Raw genomic sequence first — 20,067 nt, 5'->3', positions numbered from 1 at the left:
ATTGGTACTATTAAGCAGGACTGAATTTAAAAAATCTGTGACTTGTAAGAGTCACAGATTTACTTATAAAGAATTCTCAAGGAAACAATGAATCTAAAATTTATGGATTCTAAAAAGAACCAAAAAATGAAACGTAAACATTTTTATAAAATTATTTTACTTCTGATCGTTAGCGGTACTCTTTCCGCACAAACGGTTTGGTTAGATGAACTGGATCTCAGCGTAGCTTCACAGGGCTGGGGTGTACCTAAAAAAAACAGGACGGTTGATGACAACATCATGACTATCGCTGGCAAAACCTTTGAGCGTGGCTTCGGCACACACGCAGAAAGTTCTCTTTTTATCCAACTCGATGGTAAGGCAAGTTCGTTTACCGCACAGGTGGGCATTGATGATGAAGTGAAAGGACGTCAGCCAGCCGTAGAGTTTATAGTATTCGGTGATGGAGCGAAACTTTGGGCGAGCGGTGTAATGCATGAAGGTGATGCTGCCCGGCTATGTAGTGTTAAACTTTCGGGTGTGAAACAACTTGAGCTGTGGGTAACAGACGCAGGAGACGGTGGCAGTGATCATGCCAACTGGGCTGATGCTAAATTTGAGGCCGCAGGAGTATCAACTTTTGCTACTTATTACCCTGTCCCAAGTGAGCCCTACATTCTTACCCCTAAGCCATTGGCAAAACCGAAGATCAATAGCGCAAGCGTTTTCGGTGTCCGCCCGGGCTCGCCGTTTCAGTTCAGGATACCCGCCACCGGCGACCGTCCAATGACCTTTGAGGTTATCGGCTTGCCTCAGGGACTAAAGCTGGATCAAAAAAAAGGACTTATTACTGGTAAGCTTGTAAAAGCCGGCACTTACGTTATTCAATTGAAGGCAAAGAATGCGAAGGGTATAGCCGAAAAAAGTTTGCGCATTAGCTGTGGTGATAAAATTGCACTTACCCCGCCAATGGGTTGGAATAGTTGGAATTGTTTCGCTCATGAAGTTTCTGGTGAAAAAATTAAACGCGCTGCAGAAGCAATGGTGAAAACCGGACTTATAAATTACGGATGGAATTATGTAAATATTGACGACTACTGGCAAAATAACCGCGATTCGACAGATCCTTCACTGCAAGGTAAGATGCGTGACGAGGCTGGTACTATAGTTCCTAATAAAAAATTTGGAGACATGAAAGGCCTGACAGATTATGTGCACGATCTGGGTTTGAAGATCGGCATCTATTCTAGTCCTGGTCCCTGGACCTGTGGTGGTTGTGCAGGTAGTTATGGTCATGAGAAGCAAGATGCCGAAACGTATGCCAAATGGGGTTTCGATTATCTGAAATACGATTGGTGCAGCTATGGAGGAGCGCTAAATGGAATACCCGATAACGACCCAAACAAAGTAATCTCCATATCGTACAATGGAGGTTATCAATTGTCTACGGCGGTCAAACCATACAAAACAATGGGAGAGTATATTCATCAGCAGCCCCGTGACATTGTTTTCAGCTTGTGTCAATACGGAATGTCGGATGTTTGGAAATGGGGCGATTCGGTAGGCGGAAACACCTGGCGTACAACCAATGATATATTGGACACCTGGTCCAACGTTAAAGGCATTGCATTAGCTCAGGATCAGTCTGCAGCCTGGGCTAAACCCGGTAACTGGAACGATGCAGACATGCTGGTTGTAGGAACAGTAGGCTGGGGTAACCTCCATCCGACCAAGCTTAAACCAGATGAGCAGTATCTTCACGTGAGCCTTTGGAGTCTTTTCTCTACTCCGCTGCTACTGGGTTGCGATCTGGAAAAGCTGGATGACTTTACCCTGAATTTATTGACAAACGATGAAGTGATTGCGGTTAATCAGGATGCTCTTGGTAAACAGGCTACCTGTGTTCAAACTATCGGAGATCTGCGCATTTATGTAAAAGAATTGGAGGATGGCAGTCGTGTAGCAGGCTTTTGCAATTTCGGTCTGGAGAAAGTAGATATCTCTTATAAGGACCTGAATAAGCTTGGTATTTCCGGAAAGCAAAAGGTGCGTGATCTATGGCGTCAGAAAGATATTATAACAATCCATGCGGACAAAGAAGCTCTTTCGGTGAAGGTTCCCGTGCATGGAGTGGCTCTGTACAAATTTATGCCGGTTAAATAGCTCCACCGTGCTTTGTCCGGCCCATCAGCGGTCCTATTTATTTTAACACACAGACATCGATTTATGAAAGCAATTTTTAATTCAGTACCTCTAATTCTTCTTTTATTTTTCTTTAAATCTAATGCACAACAAATCATGTATCAGGATTCTGTCCAGATGGTGAAACTAAAGGGCAATGCCGGTGGAAAGCGTTTCGATGGAATTGGTGTGGTAAATGGGGGAGGCGCTACATCGGTACTGCTCAAGGATTATCCCGAACCCCAACGCAGTCAGATTCTGGACTTAGTTTATAAACCAAAATTTGGAGCTTCCGTAAGCGCACTACTTGTTGAGATTCCCGGCGATGGTAATTCAACGCAGGGGTCAATGCCTAGCCACATGCACACGCGTAACGATCTTGATTACTCTCGGGGTTATACCTGGTGGATCTTACAGCAAGCCAAAAAGCGCAATCCCGATCTTACCCTCGATGCTACCGCGTGGAGTGCTCCCGGATGGGTTGGGAATGGAAATTTTTGGTCGCAGGATGCAGCCGATTATTACGTTAAATGGCTTCAGGGGCTTCGTGAGGTTTATGGCCTTGAATTAGATGCCATCGGCTGTCGCAATGAAAAGGGAGTTGACTACAATTTTGCGAAGACATTACGCTCTACCCTTAATGCCAATGGCTTTGAAAAAATTAAGCTTCATGGGTTTGATCTCTGGTGGAAAGACAAACTAGACTTTGTCAAGGATTTGTTTAAAGATGAGCAGCTTCGCAACTCCATAGATATTATCAGTGCTCACACATTTTATGAAGGAGACGCTGCTTCGCAACAAGTTCAGCAGATGGCTCAGAAACTTGATAAACCTATCTGGAACACCGAGGATCATATTTATAAAAAAGGCTACGATTGCCTGATCAGTATTGTGGAGTGTTTCAATCGCAACTTTATTCAAAGCGGTGTTACCAAGATCGTGAATTGGTATGATATTGCCGGTGTTTACCCTATCGAACCATACTCCGAAGATCCTGCGGCTATACTGGCACAATGGCCATGGAGCGGGCATTACCAGGTACGCGAGGCTTTGTGGGGTTATGCACATTATGGGCAATTCTCGAAAGTTGGATGGCAATACCTGAATGGAGGTAGTGTTAACCTTAAAGGTGGTGGAACTTTAGTAACCTTAAAGTCGCCTGCAAAGGACTACAGCATCATTATCGAAACAAAAAACGCAAAAGCTCCACAACAAATCCGTTTTGAGATCAGCGAGGGGCTTTCTTTAAAAGAGCTTTGCGTATGGCGTAGTAACGAGAAAGAGCATTTTGTACAGCAAGCTGGTATAAAACCAGCAAAGGGCACATTCACACTTACCGTAGAGCCCAATTCAGTTTACTCTCTTTCCACCACTAAAGGGCAGCAAAAAGGAAGCTTTGCTAATATTCCCGATTCCAAACCCTTCCCTTTTCCATATTATGAAACATTTGAGGAATATTCCTTGCCTAAAATATGGGGGTATTTACCACGCTACACTGCCGATATTGTCGATACGTTTGAAATAACTGAACGCCCTGATAAAAAAGGTAAGTGCCTGCGCCAGGTTGTTCCAGAGGCAACAATCTCCTGGGGACCAGATTGGCGGCCTTATAGTATTTTAGGTGATGCGCAGTGGAAGGATTATGAAGTAAGTGCTGATGTTTATTTAAATGCAGGCGACAATGTTGGGGTTATGGGCAGGGTCAACCACGTTGGTACCGGGTATGGATTTATTCCAAAAGGCTATTACCTACAACTTGAAGATAATGGCAAATGCAGCATAATTGTAAGCAGAGGAAAAGAGGATAAAAAGGAGCTTACTGGAGATGCTGAACAACAAGCAATTATCAAAAAACAAAACGATGAGAGCGAAGGTGGGGAAAAGGTGCTTGGTGAAATACAACTTTCAAATATCAGCCAGAGCCAATGGCATAACCTGAAACTCCAATTCGAAGGATCTATTATTAGAGCATTCGTTGATGAAAAGCAGGTACTACAAGTGACAGATAGTTTGTACAGCCAAGGAATGGCAGGATTGATTGCTGGTGGCGGAAAAAAGCTCAGTACACCTTTTTACGATAATTTATTGATCAAGGGCATAAATGCTCCTGTGTCGAAGCCTTCTCTTGCAGCACAGGGACAACTGCCGATTTATATCGTTAGATAATTCTCTGGGCGAAGAATCCCTTTTGGATCACTTTGTTACAGTTGTTTAAAGAATAATTAATTGAAATAAACCCTTAACGAGTATCCGTTTTTGGGGTAAAATAAAAAAAGCATGTTTAGAAAAAAAATATTGTTAAGTACAGTCATTGTTATGGCTTTTCTGGGAGGCAGAGAATCTGCAAAAGCTCAGACTAAAACAGGTAAACCGAAAGTGGTTAAAGAAAACCTGGAAGAAAAATTCGCAAATGTTTCGCCGAAACTTCTCACCAATAATGCGAATCCATTATTAGATTTTATGTTTACGGCCGACCCGACAGCTGTAGAATACAACGGAAGAATTTATGTGTATGCCACAAATGATCATCAACAATATGAGAAGGTAGGAAAGGATGGGAAAAACTCATACGAGCACATCCATACACTGGTTATGATGTCATCAGATGATATGGTCAACTGGACGTATCATGGTCTTATCGATACAGCAAAGCTGGCACCATGGAGTCAGAATTCCTGGGCACCTTCCATTACATCCAGATTGGAAGCAGATGGTAAGACACACTTCTATTTGTATTATTCCAATAGCGGTGTTGGCTCAGCCGTACTTACTTCCACCTCTCCTGTTGGCCCTTGGAGTGATCCATTAGGAAAAAATATAGTCGACCGTTCTGTCTTGGGAGTTGATTGCGAAGCTCCATTTGATCCCGGAGTTGTGATTGACGACCAAGGTATAGGTTGGCTGGCTTTTGGAGGCGGAAAGCCTAAAACAAAATACATGCCCGATAATGCCAGAATCGTCAAATTAGGAACAGATATGATCAGTTTGGCCAGCGAGGTTGCCAAGATACCAGCTCCTTATTTTTTTGAAGCCAGCGACCTTAACTTTATCAATGGAACCTGGGCTTATACCTATAATACGAGTTGGGAAGAACGTACAGAATGGCCTTATACGAATATTGATAAACCAACCCAATGCAGTATGTCTTATATGACAAGTAAAACCCCTTTAAATCCGGATAGTTGGAAATATCGCAATAGTTATTTTAAGAATACTGGCGACGTCAATGTGGGACCTTTGACAAACAATCACACACACCTGTTCAAGTTTAAAGGGAAATATTATCTTACTTACCATGCTATGTATTTACAGGATTATTTTGGTACCAAGGGCGGTTTTCGTAATGTGGGTATCGAAGAAATGCAGGTAGACGAAGAGAATGTGAATATCCACATGAGCAAAGCAACTTTTAAAGGTCCTTCTCAAATTAACCCATTAAATCCATTTGTTCTTCAGCAGGCAGAAACTACCGGAGGCACTTCAGGGCAAGTTCAGTTTGAAGCTGTTGGGAATGTGGGCAATATGGTTGCCAAAGCAAAAGCAGATAAACAATGTCTTATGGTTCGAGGAGCCGATTTTAGCAAACAGCTTCCTTCCAAATTTGAAGCCAGAGTGAAAGGAAAAGGCAGAATTGATGTTTATGTAAATAATCTTAAAGGTAAAGCTGTTGTTTCTCTTGTATGTGATGGGAAGGATTGGACTACGCTCTCAAAGAAAATAGAACAGAAAATAGATAAAGGAACAGTGAATATCTATTTTGTATTTAATGGAGACGATTTTCTGTTTGATGACTGGAAATTCATTGATTAATCCCTGCAACCCTCAGTACTTATGTATCCCCGTCTTTCTTGTTGGTGATAACAAAAGGTAATAAAGCTTTTTTGAGTTCAGATAATTCAGAATTTGAAACAAGAAGGCAGAATAAAATTTAAAATGTTTTTGTACAATTAAAATATTAAATATGAAAAAGTATATAAAAATTTTCTTTTTGCACCTTATTTTAGTGTTTAGTCCGGTTATAACAAACGCCCAGAGCTATACCTCAAAGAATGTACCCATTGGCGGAGGCGGATTTGTGACAGGACTCGTTACCAACCAAACCTCCGGCGACAGGTATTGCCGCACAGATATAGGCGGAGCATATCGCTGGGATGCTAATAACAATAAGTGGGTTCAGTTGCTTGACTGGCTTAGTGAGTCAGAAAACGGATTTTACGGAGTGGAATCTCTTGCCGTGGATCCGCAGAATCCCAATAATGTTTATATGCTTTGCGGAATTGACTATGTCAACAATGGAAGAACAGCCATATTGAAATCCACAGACAAAGGAAATACCTTCACTTATACAGATGTTACCTCCAAGTTTAAAACACATGGAAATGGATATGGACGTTCCAACGGAGAACGCCTCGCTGTAGATCCCAAAAACAGCAACATATTATTCTGCGGAACCAGAGCCAACGGATTATGGAAAAGTACAGACGGGGGAGTTAGTTGGAATCAGGCCTGGAGTGGTGTAACGACCACCGCTAATGGAAACGGAATATGTCTTGTTGCTTATGATCCTTCGAGTGCTGTGGTAAACGGGGTTACACAAACCATTTATATAGGTGTTTCCCGCATCGGCAGCGCCAATATTTACAAGAGTACAGATGGTGGAGTAACATTTACAGACGTTTCTCCTGACAATAGATTTATGCCGCACAGAGTAGCACTACAAGGTAATACTATGTATGCTACCCTTTCCGTTGAACAAGGTCCCAATATTTCAGGTGATTACTCAGGGACTACACCTGCTAATGATATGGGCAGAGTATATAAGCTCAACACAAATACAGGAATTTGGACAAATGTTACCCCGGCGCATCATCCTACGGCAAAGTATCCGTATGGCGGTGTAAGTATAGATCCTTCCAATAGTAATAGAGTTGTAGTTTCGACCTGTGGTATGTACTGGAACCAACAGTTTGGTAGCGGCTGGGGAGATTTTGTTTTTCTCTCTACCGATGGAGGATCAACCTGGAACCTAAAGATCGGTCCGGATTCCACCTATGATGCTAACGGTATGAACTGGACAGCAGGGGGAGCGATTAATTGGATGGATTCTATTGAGTTTGACCTTAACGATCCTTTAAAAGTGCGCGTAATAGGAGGCGGCGGAGTATACACCTGTTCCAATATTACAGCCGCAAATGCGTCATGGAAAAATGATGTAATAGGAATTGAAGAGACAGCATTACTTGACGGGGTCAGCATTCCGGGAGGTCCGTTTATTTCCTCTTTCGGAGACGTATCAGGCTTTGTACATGAGTCATTAATTTCTTTTCCCTCAACGAAGATTTCTCCTTTAGGAGGTTTTAATAACCATAGCATTGCTTATGCTGCTGCGAATCCGGGTAAAGTAGTCCGAATTGGTAATGGGGAAAACGTCGTTTACTATTCTAACGATAAAGGAACTACATGGACTGGCACTACCAGTAATGTGGGCGTATCAGGAAGGGTAGCCATTAGTGCTGATGGAGGTACTATACTGCATTGTCCTTGGGGATCCTCAACTACCTCGTATACGACCAATAACGGCACAAGCTGGTCCAGTTGTGCGGGTGTATCGCTTGGCGATGCTGCTCCAGCGGCTGATCAGGTAAATTCAAATTATTTCTATATCTACCATCCATCGACGGGACAGATGTTCAGAAGCTCTAATAAGGGAGTCAATTTCTCAGTAGCAGGTACACCGGGCGCGTCAACTGCAAATCATCCGTGGGAATCAGTTCTGATCAGGACAGTGCCCGGTTTTGAAGGACATATTTGGGTGCCTCTTGCCGGCAATGGATTAAAATATTCGACCAACTATGGGGCAGCATATACAACTGTTGCCAATGTATCGTATTGCAAAACTATCGGAATAGGAAAAACAATGTCCGGAGCGAGCTACCCTACTATTTTCATCTGGGGAACAGTATCTGGTGTCAATGGGCTTTTCAGATCAACAGATCAGGGGGCTACATGGCTTAGAATCAATAATGATGCCCATGAATTTGGTGGTGCTTCATTGCTTGTTGGAGACATGAATGTTGCCGGAAGAGTATTTATGGGGGCAGGCGGAGGAAGAGGTCTAATTTACTGGGATCTTTCAGAACCTTCTGTTTCCTACGTTACTCTGGGCAATAGAGCTACCAACTTGCTGATGGATGGGATGTACAGGTTCGACAATGGTTCTAATGCTGGGCAATATGCTAACAGCGGTGCAACGGCACAACAATGGTCAATTGAAACGGTTGGAAATTATGTGATGTTAAAGAATCGAGCTTCAGGATTGTATCTTGATGGTATGTATAGAAATTCCAATGGTTCAGTTGCAGGACAATACAGTTATAGTGGCAGTGATGCACAATATTGGACACGTGAAACCGCAGGAAACTATGTTAAGTTTAAAAACAAAGCTACAGGTTTATATCTCGATGGAATGGGTGCCACGACCAATGGTGCTGATTTATTTCAATGGAGCCAGAGCAGCAGTTTTAATCAGCAATGGTCAATAAATATAGTTGGCAGCCAAAGTGCAAAAATGAATTCGTTGTCTAAAAATGATATTGAAGAGGACTCAAACTTTTCAATAGCGTTTTTCCCAAATCCATTTAGTAATGAATTTAAGATTGAAGCTACAAAATCGAAGGAACCCATTCGTGTTAGCATTTTTGATGTTACAGGAAAAAAAGTACAGGAAGCAGCATCCACTCTTGAATCAGCGCACTTGTTAATGGGGTCTTCATTGCAACCAGGATTATACCTGGTGCAGGTTGAAGGAGTAAACTCAAATTTCTCAAAAACATTTAAGATTCTTAAAAAATAAATCGGTTTGTGAGATTTGAAAATTATAAATATAAAGTATAAAAGACATATGAAAATCAACCGGTTTATAATGGTTTTTATGCTGTTTTTGAATTTTTTGGCAGCTCAGGAAAAGTATGTATCTCCGATTAGGGAGGGTAATGAACCTGTTGCTGCCGGAAAGTTTGCACCAACATGGCAATCGCTGCAGCAATATAAGACACCTGAATGGTTCCGTAATGCCAAGTTTGGCATATGGGCACATTGGGGACCTCAATGCCAGCCTGAACAAGGAGACTGGTTTGGGAGATTTATGTATAATGAAGATGGTGACCAATATAAATGGTTTACGGAGCATTACGGGCATCCTTCCAAAGTTGGATTCAAGGAAGTTATTAAGGATTGGAAAGCTGAAAATTGGGATCCTGAAAAACTTGTAGCACTGTACAAAAGGGCAGGTGCTCAGTATTTCTTTGCCATGGCCAATCACCATGATAATCTGGATCTGTGGGACAGTAAATACCAGCAATGGAACTCGGTACGTGTAGGGCCTAAGAAAGATATTATCACTGGTTGGTCAAAAGCAGCAAAAAAATATAATCTGCCATTCGGACTTAGTGTACACGCTTCACACGCCTGGACCTGGTTTGAAACTGCCCAGCGTTCAGATAAGACCGGTGCATTAGCAGGAGTTCCCTACGATGGAAAACTTACCAAAGCAGATGGTAAAGGAACATGGTGGGAAGGACTTGACCCTGCTGAACTTTATGCGCAAAATCATCCTCTGAGTAAAGGAAGTGAAAAAGATCTGTATGCTTTGTGGAATCAGTGGGATTGGAGCAATGATGCGGCCATACCTTCACAAGAATACTGTGAAAAATTTTATAACAGAACCATAGATCTTATCAATAAATACAATCCCGATTTGCTTTATTTTGATGATGTTGCACTGCCTCTTTATCCGGTAAGCGATGCGGGACTCAAAATTGCGGCTGATTTCTACAATCATAATATGGCAACCCATAATGACAAGCTGGAGGCTGTTTTATTTGGGAAAATACTAACCGATGAACAAAAAAAATGCATGGTTTGGGATGTAGAGCGTGGTGCGCCGGATACTCCCCAAAGTCTTCCATGGCAAACTTGTACCTGTATTGGTGACTGGCATTACAACAGATCAGTTTATGATAATAATGGATACAAATCAGCAGCTACAGTAATTCAAATGCTGATTGATATTGTAAGTAAAAATGGGAATTTGCTGCTTAATATTCCGGTTCGTGGAGACGGTAGTATTGATGAAAAGGAAGTTGCAATTCTTGAAAAAATCGCTAGCTGGATGGAGGTCAATAAAGAGAGTATTTTTGATACACGCCCGTGGAAACAATATGGTGAAGGACCAGTTTCAGATGCTATAAAGCCTGGTCAGGATCAAAGTTTTAATGAAGGAAAAACAAAATTGACAGCAAAAGATATTCGTTACAATCAAAATGGGAAAATTCTTTATGCAAGTCTTTTAGGAGTACCTTCAGAGGACATTAGCTTGAAATTGCTTGGTAAGAATAACTATAACGGTAAAATTAAAAGTATTGAAATCCTTGGCAGTAAAGAGAAACTTTCATGGAAACAATCGGGAGAATCATTAGTAATTACAAAACCAAAAGTGATCCCGAACGATATTGCAGTAGTTTTTAAGATAAAATAAGCAGGGGACAAAATGGCAATTAATGGATCGGATTTATAAAATGGGACAAATAAACAATAATAAATTAATGAAAAAAGAAATCAATAAAAAGCTTATTGCGGGTTTATTACTTTGGGGATTGAGTACGGTTCTGAACGCGCAGACGAACAAAGCGGGCAAGGTTAAAATCATGGTGGATGTAAACAATCCGGGGCATGCAATTTCACCTTCCTTGTTCGGTGTTTTTTTCGAAGATATTAACCTTTCTGCCGATGGAGGATTGTATCCGGAAATGGTAAGAAATCGTTCGTTTGAAGATGCTGATATCCTTCAGGATTGGAAGTTTACAAGTACCGATGGCAAAAGTTCAGTTTCGATCAGTAATGCCGATCTTTTCGCAAAACAAGTGATACCGCCATTAAACTCCTTAAATCGCAAAGCATTACTAATTGGAGCTTCTGGTTCTTTTAAACTGGAAAATTCAGGCTACTGGGGCATGAATATGGTGCAGGGCGAAAGTTATACGCTGAGGTTTGCCGCACGTGCTATTGAAGGTTTTTCTTCTCCTTTAAAAATAAAAATTATGGATGCGAAAGGCAATGAAATATCAGCTGCTGAAATAAAAGGAATTACCGGAGACTGGGGGTATTACACTGCAAATCTGAAAATAAGCACAGGCGATCCCAAAGCAAGCCTACAAATTTCAGGTGAAGGCAATGGAAAACTATTTCTGGATATGGTTTCGCTGCTCCCAGTTAAAACATGGAAAAATCATGGCTTGCGCACCGATCTTTCCGAAGCGCTCGATGCTCTTCACCCTAAATTTCTGCGCTTCCCGGGAGGTTGCTGGGTTGAAGGTGACGATTTCAAACACATGTACCACTGGAAAAATACAATTGGAAACATTGATACACGCACGGCACTCTGGAATATATGGGGTTACAATGCCACTAACGGACTTGGGTTTCATGAATATCTTCAACTTGCCGAAGATTTGGGAGCTGAACCACTTTATTGTATAAACATTGGAATGTCACACAAAGAAGTAATTCCGCTCGACCAAATGGGACAATGGGTGCAAGATGCGCTTGATGCAATCGAATACGCCAATGGACCGGAATCTTCGGTTTGGGGAAGTCTTCGGGCTAAAAACGGACATCCGGAACCATTTAACCTGAAATACATGGAAATAGGGAACGAAAATGGAGGAGCTCCTTATAACGAACGCTGGCCATTGTTTGTAAAGGCAATTCAGACAAAATATCCGTACATGAAACTCATTGCCAACGAGTGGGCTGGTGGGCACCCTAAAGAGCCAAAGCCGGAATTAATTGATGAGCATTATTACAACAATCCCGATTGGTTTATCTGGAATTCAAATAAATATGACAGCTACGACCGCAATGGCTTCAAAGTTTTTATTGGCGAATATGCGGTAACTTCAGGCACAGGAAACGGTAACCTTCGCGGTGCAATAGGTGAAGCTGCTTGGATGACGGGCATGGAACGAAACTCGGATGTAGTTGTTTTGGGAGCTTATGCACCCTTGTTGTGCAATGCAAACCACAAAGCATGGCCGGTAAACTTAATTAATTTCGACAGTCACCAGTGGTTTGGCTTGCCAAGCTATTATGTTCAGGAAATGTTTTCAAACAACCAGGGAACGAACGTACTTCCTTTCTCTGTAGAGAATAATCCGGTCATTGAAACTCCCGTAGGAATGGGGTGTATTGGTTTTGGCACCTGGATGAATTCGGCCGAATTTAAAGATGTTGTGGTTACAGCTCCTAACGGGGAAATTCTGTTTAAACCCGATTTTGCAAAACTCGGTAAGGATTGGAGACAAACCGGAAAAGGCGAATGGAGTGTAAAAGATGGAGTTCTCAAACAATCGGCAATAGAACAAGGAGTGGGTATTTTTATGGGAGATTCTACGTGGAAAGACTACACGATCACTCTGAAAGCTCGCAGGATTTTGGGTGAGAACGGATTCCAGATATTCTTCCACAATAGAAATAATGATGAACGTAACCGTTTCGAAGTAGGTGGTTGGAACAATTCTGTTACGCACCTGGAAATGGGTATGTCTATTGCAGAAATGAAAGGAGAAGCCAAAGCGGAACAATGGTATGATGTGAAAATTGAAATCAAAGGAGGTACCGTAAGGGCCTATCTTGACGGAAAGTTAATACAAGAAATTTCAGATAAAACTCTTCCTGTGAAAAGTTTAATTATGAGTGCTGTGAAAGACTATAAATCGGGTGATGTGATTCTTAAAATTGTAAATGCTTCAGCCAAAGCAATAAAATCACAGATTGACCTGAAAGATGCAAAAGTTTTTACCGGGAAAGGAAAAGTCATTGTGCTTACATCTGCCAGTCCATTGGATGAAAATACAATGGAACAACCTACTAAAGTTTCCCCGAAAACAGAAAATGTAAAATTTTCAGGAACAACTATTACACGTTCATTCCCTGGAAATTCATTAACGATATTGCGTTTGGAAACTTTACATTAGATGATGACAGGCAGTCAAAAAATAGAGTTAAATATAAAAAAGTAACTTTCTATGAGGTTTCATTATATAAAAATAAATAAGATTAGTCTTTGGTGCTTAACATTACTTTCATGCTTTTTTAGTATTTCCGGAAGTGCTCAGAATTTATATGTCGAGGCAAACTATCATCCGCAAGGCAGATAGATAAAAAACATTATTTGTATTTGAATGTGACGGGAGAAGCCAAAGAAATACAGATGAAAACAAAATCAAGAAGTCTTCTTTTGGATAAAGATTATGTGGGGAATTTTACAATTAAACCTTATGAACCGGAGTTTATTGAACTAAAATAAGGTATTGAGCTGTGCTTGTGCTGCGTGTGTATACTACGGTTATAGGAGTTCCAAAGGAAGATATATGCTTGAAATTACTTGAAAAAAATAAAGATAATTTTAGAATTAAAAAGACAGTGATGCTTGGCAGTAAAGACAAAATTATCCTGGCAAGCTAATCCAGAATCATTAGTTATAAAAAAACAAATAGCGTTCCTAATGATATTGCAGTAGTTTTTAAAATATTATTAGAGTTGTTATTTTTAAATTCATTACGAAAGTTTCAATATAATAATGCAATTTTTCTAATGTTCAAATTTCAATATGAAAAATAAAATAAAATATATTGGGTTGATTTTGTTTGTTTGTCAGACAGTTTTTGCACAATCATTCCTTGATAAGGCGAACCAGCCAATTGCATTTTTAAATAAGGATGTTATTTTGTCTGAGTCCTCGATAAAGCAGCGGGAGACTGTCAATACAAAGTACATTTATCAGTTTGATACAGATAGGCTATTACACAATTTTAGAATAAATGCCGGAATTGAATCGAAAGCGAAACCACTTGAAGGCTGGGAGTCGCCTAAGGTGGGATTGCGCGGGCATTTTGTAGGTCATTATTTGTCGGCTTGTGCTTCTTTGATTGAAAAAACAGGTGATACTTTGCTTCAAAAACGTGTTAAATATATGGTTGATGTGCTTGAAGAATGTCAGCAAAAACTTGGTGGCAAATACCTGAGCGCATTCCCCGAAAAAGATTTTACAACATTAGAGACACAATTTAGCGGAGTTTGGGCTCCATATTATACCTATCATAAAATGATGCAGGGAATGCTCGATGTTTATAAAGTAACCGGAAATAAAAAAGCCTATGCAATAGTTGTTAATATGGCTGCTTATGTAAAAGAGCGTATGGATAAACTTTCGCCTGAAACTATTGAAAAAATGTTATATACTCCGCAGGCAAATCCCGCAAATGAAGCGGGTGGGATGAATGATGTATTAGAGAATTTATTTGAAATTTCTAAAGATTCAGCTCATTACAGATTGGCTTGTCTTTTTGACCGTAAATGGTTTAGCCAGCCATTGTATGAGGGCAAAGATATTTTGTCAGGGTTGCATTCTAATACTCATTTGCCTTTGATAATTGGGTTTGCCAAACGGTATGAAAATACCGGAGACAGCTATTATCGTGATGTTGTTTCCCATTTTTGGGATATGCTGGAACATCATCATTGTTATGTGAATGGTTCTAGCAGTGGCCCAAGGCCTATTGCTACAACTCCAACTGCTCAAACTTCAGAACATTGGGGGAAACCGGATTGTTTAAGTACAACTCTTACCCACAGAACATCTGAATCATGCGTTTCACATAACACTCAAAAAATTACAAGTACTTTGTTTCGTTGGACTGCCCAACCCGAATACGCTGATGTATATATGAATACGCTTTATAATTCTGTTTTTGCACTGCAAAATGCCCAAACTGGATGGAACGTTTATTCCTTGCCATTGGGTTCTCCCAATAAGAAGGGCTTTGCCAGTCCCAATGAGTTTTTTTGTTGTAACGGAACAACAATTGAAGCATTTACGAACTTAAATGCTAATATTTATTTTCATAACAATGATAACCTCTGGGTTAATTTGTATGTTCCTTCCACTGTGAAATGTGAATCTAAAGGGATTACGTTGTCACAGTCGTCTGACTTTCCGGATAATTCAATTGTAAAATTTAACATAACCACTGATAAAACAACGCCATTTGCATTGAAATTATTTATTCCGTCCTGGGCTGATGAACAAACTCAGGTTTTGGTAAATGGAGAACTCATTACAACTAATGTGACTCCGATGTCTTATTTTATAATTGACAGAAAGTGGAAAAATGGGGATAAGATAGAAATACGTTTTAATTATCATTTTGATTTAAAAAAAATGCCTGATAATCCAAATGTAATTGCACTGTTTTATGGACCGGTTTTATTAGCATTTCAAGTTAATGAAGAAACAATATTAAAAGGAAATGAGTCAGATATTTTGAAAAATATATCTAAACGAGAGAATTCTATGTCATTTACATTGAAAAATAATGGAAAAGAATATACGCTTCTGCCTTTTTACAAAGTAAGTAATGAGTCGTATGGAGTGTATGCGACTATCCGAAATGAGTATTAGGGATTAGCTTATGTGATTAGTAACTAGTGATTTAAAACTAAAATAAAAATGAAATTTAAACTTACCTTGTTTTTGGCAGTTGTCTTTAGCGTTATGAATGCACAAACAACCCCAAAATACCACCAATGGGCATCAACCCCACCTCTTGGATGGAACAGTTGGGATTGTTTTGGAACAACCATTACGGAACAGCAGGTAAAAGAACAGGCCGATGCGATGGCAAAATACCTTTTACCCAGCGGATACAACTATCTCACAGTAGATATTCAATGGTATGAACCTGAAGCAAAAGGACATGCTTACGACCCCAAAGCGATGCTCACCATGGATGAATATGGCCGCTTAACTCCTGGGCTGAAAAAATTTCCTTCAGCTGCTGATGGAAAAGGATTTAAACACCTTGCTGACTATGTGCACTCCAAAGGACTGAAATTCGGTATTCATATTATGCGTGGAATTCCTCGTCAGGCTGTCGAAAAAAATACGTCTGTACTTGGGACAAACGTAAAAGCCCAGGATATTGTTATTAAAAGCTCTACTTGTGGATGGAATCCTGATATGTACGGCGTTAATGCCAATAGCCCTGAAGGTCAGGCTTACTATAATTCTATTGTACAGATGTATGCTGACTGGGGCGTGGATTTTATCAAATGTGACGATATTTCACGACCTTATGATGATGTGCAAAAAGCAGAAATTGAAGCTCTCCGCAAAGCAATAGACAAAACTGGAAGACATATTCTGTTAAGTTTATCGCCGGGAGCAACGCCGGTTAAAATGGGCGAACATGTTATGAATCATGCCAATATGTGGCGTATCACTGATGATTTTTGGGATCGCTGGGGATTGTTGCAAGGCATGTTTGAGCGAATGGATGTGTGGACCCCTTTTCGTGGACCTGGACATTTCCCAGATGCCGATATGCTGCCTATTGGAATTGTTGAATTCAAACGTCCAACTAATTTCACCCAAAATGAACAATATACGCTTATGAGCCTTTGGGCTATTGGTCGTTCACCACTTATTTTTGGTGGAGACATGACCAAACTCGACGATTTTACTAAGGAAATGCTCACCAATCCCGAAATGCTCAAAGTAAATCAACACAGCATAAATAACCATCAGGTATCGCGTGAAAAGAATTTAATTGTGTGGACAGCCGATGTGCCTAATAGTAAAGACAAGTATGTGGTTCTTTTCAATGCACAAAGCAAGGGAGAGAATGTTGATTTAAACAATGCCGATTATGTAAGTCCAATAATTGCCGGCAAAGGAAGTTCGCAAAAGGTAGAAGTATCTGTAAAAGAGGGGAAAAGACTTGTTCTCTTTGTGAAAGATGGTGATAACGGGTTTGATTCGGATCATATCGTTTGGGTCGATCCTGTACTTCACGGCCCCAAAGGCGATTTAAAACTGACTAACCTCAAATGGGTGAGTGCAACTTCGGGCTGGGGAGAAGCGAATGTCAACCGTACCTGCGACAATAACCCAATTATTATAAATAATGAAACACGAGAGGGAATTGGCGCTCATGCAGAGTCTGTGATCGTTTATGAGTTGCTCGAAGGATATGATTCTTTTACAGCAACCGGTTACGTAACACAGGAAAAAGGCTCAGTAGTTTTTGGGGTTTTGGTTGATAAAGGCACATTAAATTTTCCCGACAAGGCCAATGTAAAAGTAAACTTTGAAGCTATTGATATAAAAGGAAAAGTAAAAGTGCGCGATTTGTGGAATCACAAAGATCTGGGAACTTTTAATGGGAGCTTTGAGCGCGAATTGCCACAACATGGTGCCGGACTATATCGGATAACTCCTTTGCGTTAAGATAATAATTCTCTGCAAAGTGTTGTAAAGCCTTTGTTATAATTATGCAATAACATATCAATAAAAGAATGCTATATCCAATAATTCAATTATAAATATAAACACAACAAAATGAGGAGTTTAAAACCCTATAAAAAGCAATATCCCACAAAACAGCTAGTATTCGTATTTATACTATTTATAAGCTTTCTTTCCGGATATGCCCAAAATAGAACCGAAAGAAAACAGTTATTTGATTATAACTGGAAATTCTTTTTAGGCGATGACGCTGAAGCCAAAACAAGCAATTTCAATGATACAAGCTGGCGTAATCTCGATTTGCCTCACGACTGGAGTATCGAAGGAAAAATTCATCCTAAAAATACTACTGGCGCAGGTGGCGGTTATTTTCCTTCAGGAATTGGCTGGTATCGCAAAACGTTTCAAGCGCCTGACGAATGGAAAACCAAAAAAACAGCTATCTATTTTGAAGGTGTTTATATGAATTCTGAAGTTTTTATTAACGGAAAATCGCTCGGTATTTATCCTTATGGCTACTCATCATTCAGTTATGACCTTACACCTTATCTAAACTTTGGAAAAGAAAATGTTATTGCAGTACGGGTCGATAATTCACAGCAAATGAACAGCCGTTGGTACAGTGGCTCCGGAATTTATCGCCATGTATGGATGATGGTTACAGATCCTGTACATGTTACAAATTGGGGTGTTGCTGTTTCAACTCCCGAGGTATCTTCAAAAAAGGCAGTTGTACTGGTAAAAACCAAAATAAAAAATGAAACAGAATTTGCTCAGAGTATTGTTGTAAAGACAGTTCTTTCAAACAACATTTCTAAGAATGTTGGAAATGGCCAGATGCAAATAGAGCTTCCGGCGCATAATGAGAAAGAATTAACTCAGACTATATCAGTATCGAATCCTAAGCTTTGGACACCAGAAACTTCCTTTTTATATCAGGCTCAGATTCAGATAGTAAAAGATAAAAAAGTAGTTGATGAAACCAAAACTAATTTTGGTATCCGTTCTATAAAATTTACTGCTGAAAATGGATTTCAGTTAAACGGAAAAACAGTAAAAATAAATGGTGGTTGTGTGCATCATGATAATGGCAGCTTAGGGGCTGCTGCTTTTGATCGCACCGAAGAACGCAAAGTAGAATTGCTTAAAGCCGGTGGGTTCAATGCAGTGAGAACCTCTCATAATCCGCCTTCTGAGGCGTTTCTTGATGCCTGCGATCGATTAGGTCTATTGGTAATGGATGAATCTTTCGATTGCTGGAAGATTGGAAAAAATAGCAATGATTATGCAAAATATTTTGACCAATGGTGGAAAAAAGATTTACAGGCAATGATTTTGAGAGATCGAAACCATCCTTCTATAGTTATGTGGAGCATCGGTAACGAAATTGTAGAGCGAGGAAAACCTGAGGCTGTTGAAACTGCTAAAATGCTTATGCAGGAAGTAAAAAAAATAGACACTACAAGGCCTGTAACTTCTGCAGTTGTGAATTTAGACAAATGGGAAAACTTAGATTCTTTGATAAACGTACACGATGTTGCCGGATATAATTACAACCTGCATACTGCTCCGGACGATCATAAAAGAGTGCCTTCACGTATTATAGTTCAAACCGAATCTTATCCTAAAGATGCTTTTAACAATTGGAAACTCGTTCAGGAAAATAACTATGTAATAGGTGATTTTGTTTGGACAGCTATGGATTATTTGGGAGAATCGGGAATTGGACGTTGGTATTATTCGGGAGAAGTACCTGGTCAGCACTGGGAAAATGATTTCTTTCCCTATCATGGTGCTTACTGCGGTGATATAGATTTGCTTGGTTGGAGAAAACCCATTTCTCATTACCGTAGTATGTTGTACAATAATAACGAAAAACTCTATATGGCGGTTCGTGAACCAGCTCCGGAACCTTTGGAAATAAAAGAAACATGGTGGTCAGTATGGCCAACGTGGGAAAGCTGGACATGGCCTGTCTTTGAAGGAAAAACGGTTCAGGTTGAGGTATATTCTAAATATCCTAAAGTAAGATTATACCTGAACGACAAACTGGTTGGTGAACAAAAAACTAGTAAAGAAGAGCAATTTAAGGCTACTTTTTCAATTCCATATTCTCCCGGTTTGCTTAAAGCTGTTGGAGTAGAAAATGATAAAGAAGTAGCATCAACCATTTTACAAACTGCCGGCGATGCTGCAAAAATAAAACTTACAGCAGATCGAAATGAAATATTGGCCAACGGTCAGGACTTATCGTATATAACTATCGAAATAACAGATAAGGATGGAATATTCCAACCGAATGCTGTTAATCGTCTGGATTTTAAAATTGAAGGACCGGGAGTTATTGCAGGAGTTGATAATGCTGATATAAAAGACACTGAGCAATATGTAGGTAGTACTCGTAAAGCATGGCATGGACGAGCTTTGGTGGTTATAAAAAGCAATCATGAGGCAGGTGAAATTAAATTATCGGTAATCTCTAATGGATTAGAAGCAAAAAGTATAATTATTAAATCAAAGCACAATAATTAAAATATGAGAGT

At 40.1% G+C, this 20,067-nt stretch carries 9 protein-coding genes; all 9 read left to right on the top strand.

The window, feature by feature from the left end:
• The first annotated feature begins 102 nt into the window (after positions 1 to 102).
• The 9 genes from LPB88_RS09480 (at position 103) to LPB88_RS09440 (ending at position 20,056) form a co-directional block, all read left to right on the top strand.
• A complete protein-coding gene (locus LPB88_RS09480; protein ID WP_230714904.1) occupies positions 103 to 2,142 on the top strand; it encodes an NPCBM/NEW2 domain-containing protein in 2,040 nt (679 codons plus the stop codon).
• A 63-nt stretch (positions 2,143 to 2,205) separates the two neighbouring features.
• Complete coding sequence (locus tag LPB88_RS09475) at positions 2,206 to 4,326, top strand: family 16 glycoside hydrolase (protein WP_230714903.1); 2,121 nt, start codon at positions 2,206 to 2,208, stop codon at positions 4,324 to 4,326.
• Between the two features lie 111 nt (positions 4,327 to 4,437).
• Complete coding sequence (locus tag LPB88_RS09470) at positions 4,438 to 5,970, top strand: glycoside hydrolase family 43 protein (protein ID WP_230714901.1); 1,533 nt, start codon at positions 4,438 to 4,440, stop codon at positions 5,968 to 5,970.
• Positions 5,971 to 6,121: 151 nt separating this feature from the next.
• Positions 6,122 to 9,013: an RICIN domain-containing protein gene (locus LPB88_RS09465; protein ID WP_230714899.1), complete on the top strand. Its 2,892-nt coding sequence runs from the start codon at positions 6,122 to 6,124 to the stop codon at positions 9,011 to 9,013.
• Between the two features lie 48 nt (positions 9,014 to 9,061).
• Entirely contained in the window at positions 9,062 to 10,696 is a 1,635-nt protein-coding gene (locus LPB88_RS09460) for an alpha-L-fucosidase (RefSeq protein ID WP_230714897.1), read from the top strand.
• Between the two features lie 22 nt (positions 10,697 to 10,718).
• On the top strand, positions 10,719 to 13,193 hold the full coding sequence (locus LPB88_RS09455) for an alpha-L-arabinofuranosidase C-terminal domain-containing protein (RefSeq protein WP_230714895.1): 2,475 nt from the start codon (positions 10,719 to 10,721) through the stop codon (positions 13,191 to 13,193).
• Between the two features lie 635 nt (positions 13,194 to 13,828).
• Complete coding sequence (locus tag LPB88_RS09450) at positions 13,829 to 15,679, top strand: beta-L-arabinofuranosidase domain-containing protein (protein WP_230714893.1); 1,851 nt, start codon at positions 13,829 to 13,831, stop codon at positions 15,677 to 15,679.
• Between the two features lie 48 nt (positions 15,680 to 15,727).
• Positions 15,728 to 17,506, top strand: coding sequence for an NPCBM/NEW2 domain-containing protein (locus LPB88_RS09445; protein ID WP_230714891.1), 1,779 nt, complete (start codon positions 15,728 to 15,730; stop codon positions 17,504 to 17,506).
• Positions 17,507 to 17,617: 111 nt separating this feature from the next.
• The gene (locus LPB88_RS09440) at positions 17,618 to 20,056 is read left to right on the top strand and encodes a glycoside hydrolase family 2 TIM barrel-domain containing protein (protein ID WP_230714889.1); all 2,439 of its coding nucleotides are present in this window, start codon (positions 17,618 to 17,620) and stop codon (positions 20,054 to 20,056) included.
• Positions 20,057 to 20,067 lie beyond the last annotated feature (11 nt).

This window comes from Flavobacterium sp. JAS (assembly GCF_020991455.1).
GTDB lineage: Bacteria > Bacteroidota > Bacteroidia > Flavobacteriales > Flavobacteriaceae > Flavobacterium.
Note: the sequence above shows the minus strand (reverse complement) of the source record. Positions and strands in the feature narration are given on the sequence as shown.

Bases quoted from the DNA above. Each gene is read 5' to 3' on its own strand.
- LPB88_RS09480 (WP_230714904.1), top strand. From the start codon at position 103: ATGGATTCTAAAAAGAACCAAAAAATGAAACGTAAACATTTTTATAAA.
- LPB88_RS09475 (WP_230714903.1), top strand. From the start codon at position 2,206: ATGAAAGCAATTTTTAATTCAGTACCTCTAATTCTTCTTTTATTTTTC.
- LPB88_RS09470 (WP_230714901.1), top strand. From the start codon at position 4,438: ATGTTTAGAAAAAAAATATTGTTAAGTACAGTCATTGTTATGGCTTTT.
- LPB88_RS09465 (WP_230714899.1), top strand. From the start codon at position 6,122: ATGAAAAAGTATATAAAAATTTTCTTTTTGCACCTTATTTTAGTGTTT.
- LPB88_RS09460 (WP_230714897.1), top strand. From the start codon at position 9,062: ATGAAAATCAACCGGTTTATAATGGTTTTTATGCTGTTTTTGAATTTT.
- LPB88_RS09455 (WP_230714895.1), top strand. From the start codon at position 10,719: ATGGATCGGATTTATAAAATGGGACAAATAAACAATAATAAATTAATG.
- LPB88_RS09450 (WP_230714893.1), top strand. From the start codon at position 13,829: ATGAAAAATAAAATAAAATATATTGGGTTGATTTTGTTTGTTTGTCAG.
- LPB88_RS09445 (WP_230714891.1), top strand. From the start codon at position 15,728: ATGAAATTTAAACTTACCTTGTTTTTGGCAGTTGTCTTTAGCGTTATG.
- LPB88_RS09440 (WP_230714889.1), top strand. From the start codon at position 17,618: ATGAGGAGTTTAAAACCCTATAAAAAGCAATATCCCACAAAACAGCTA.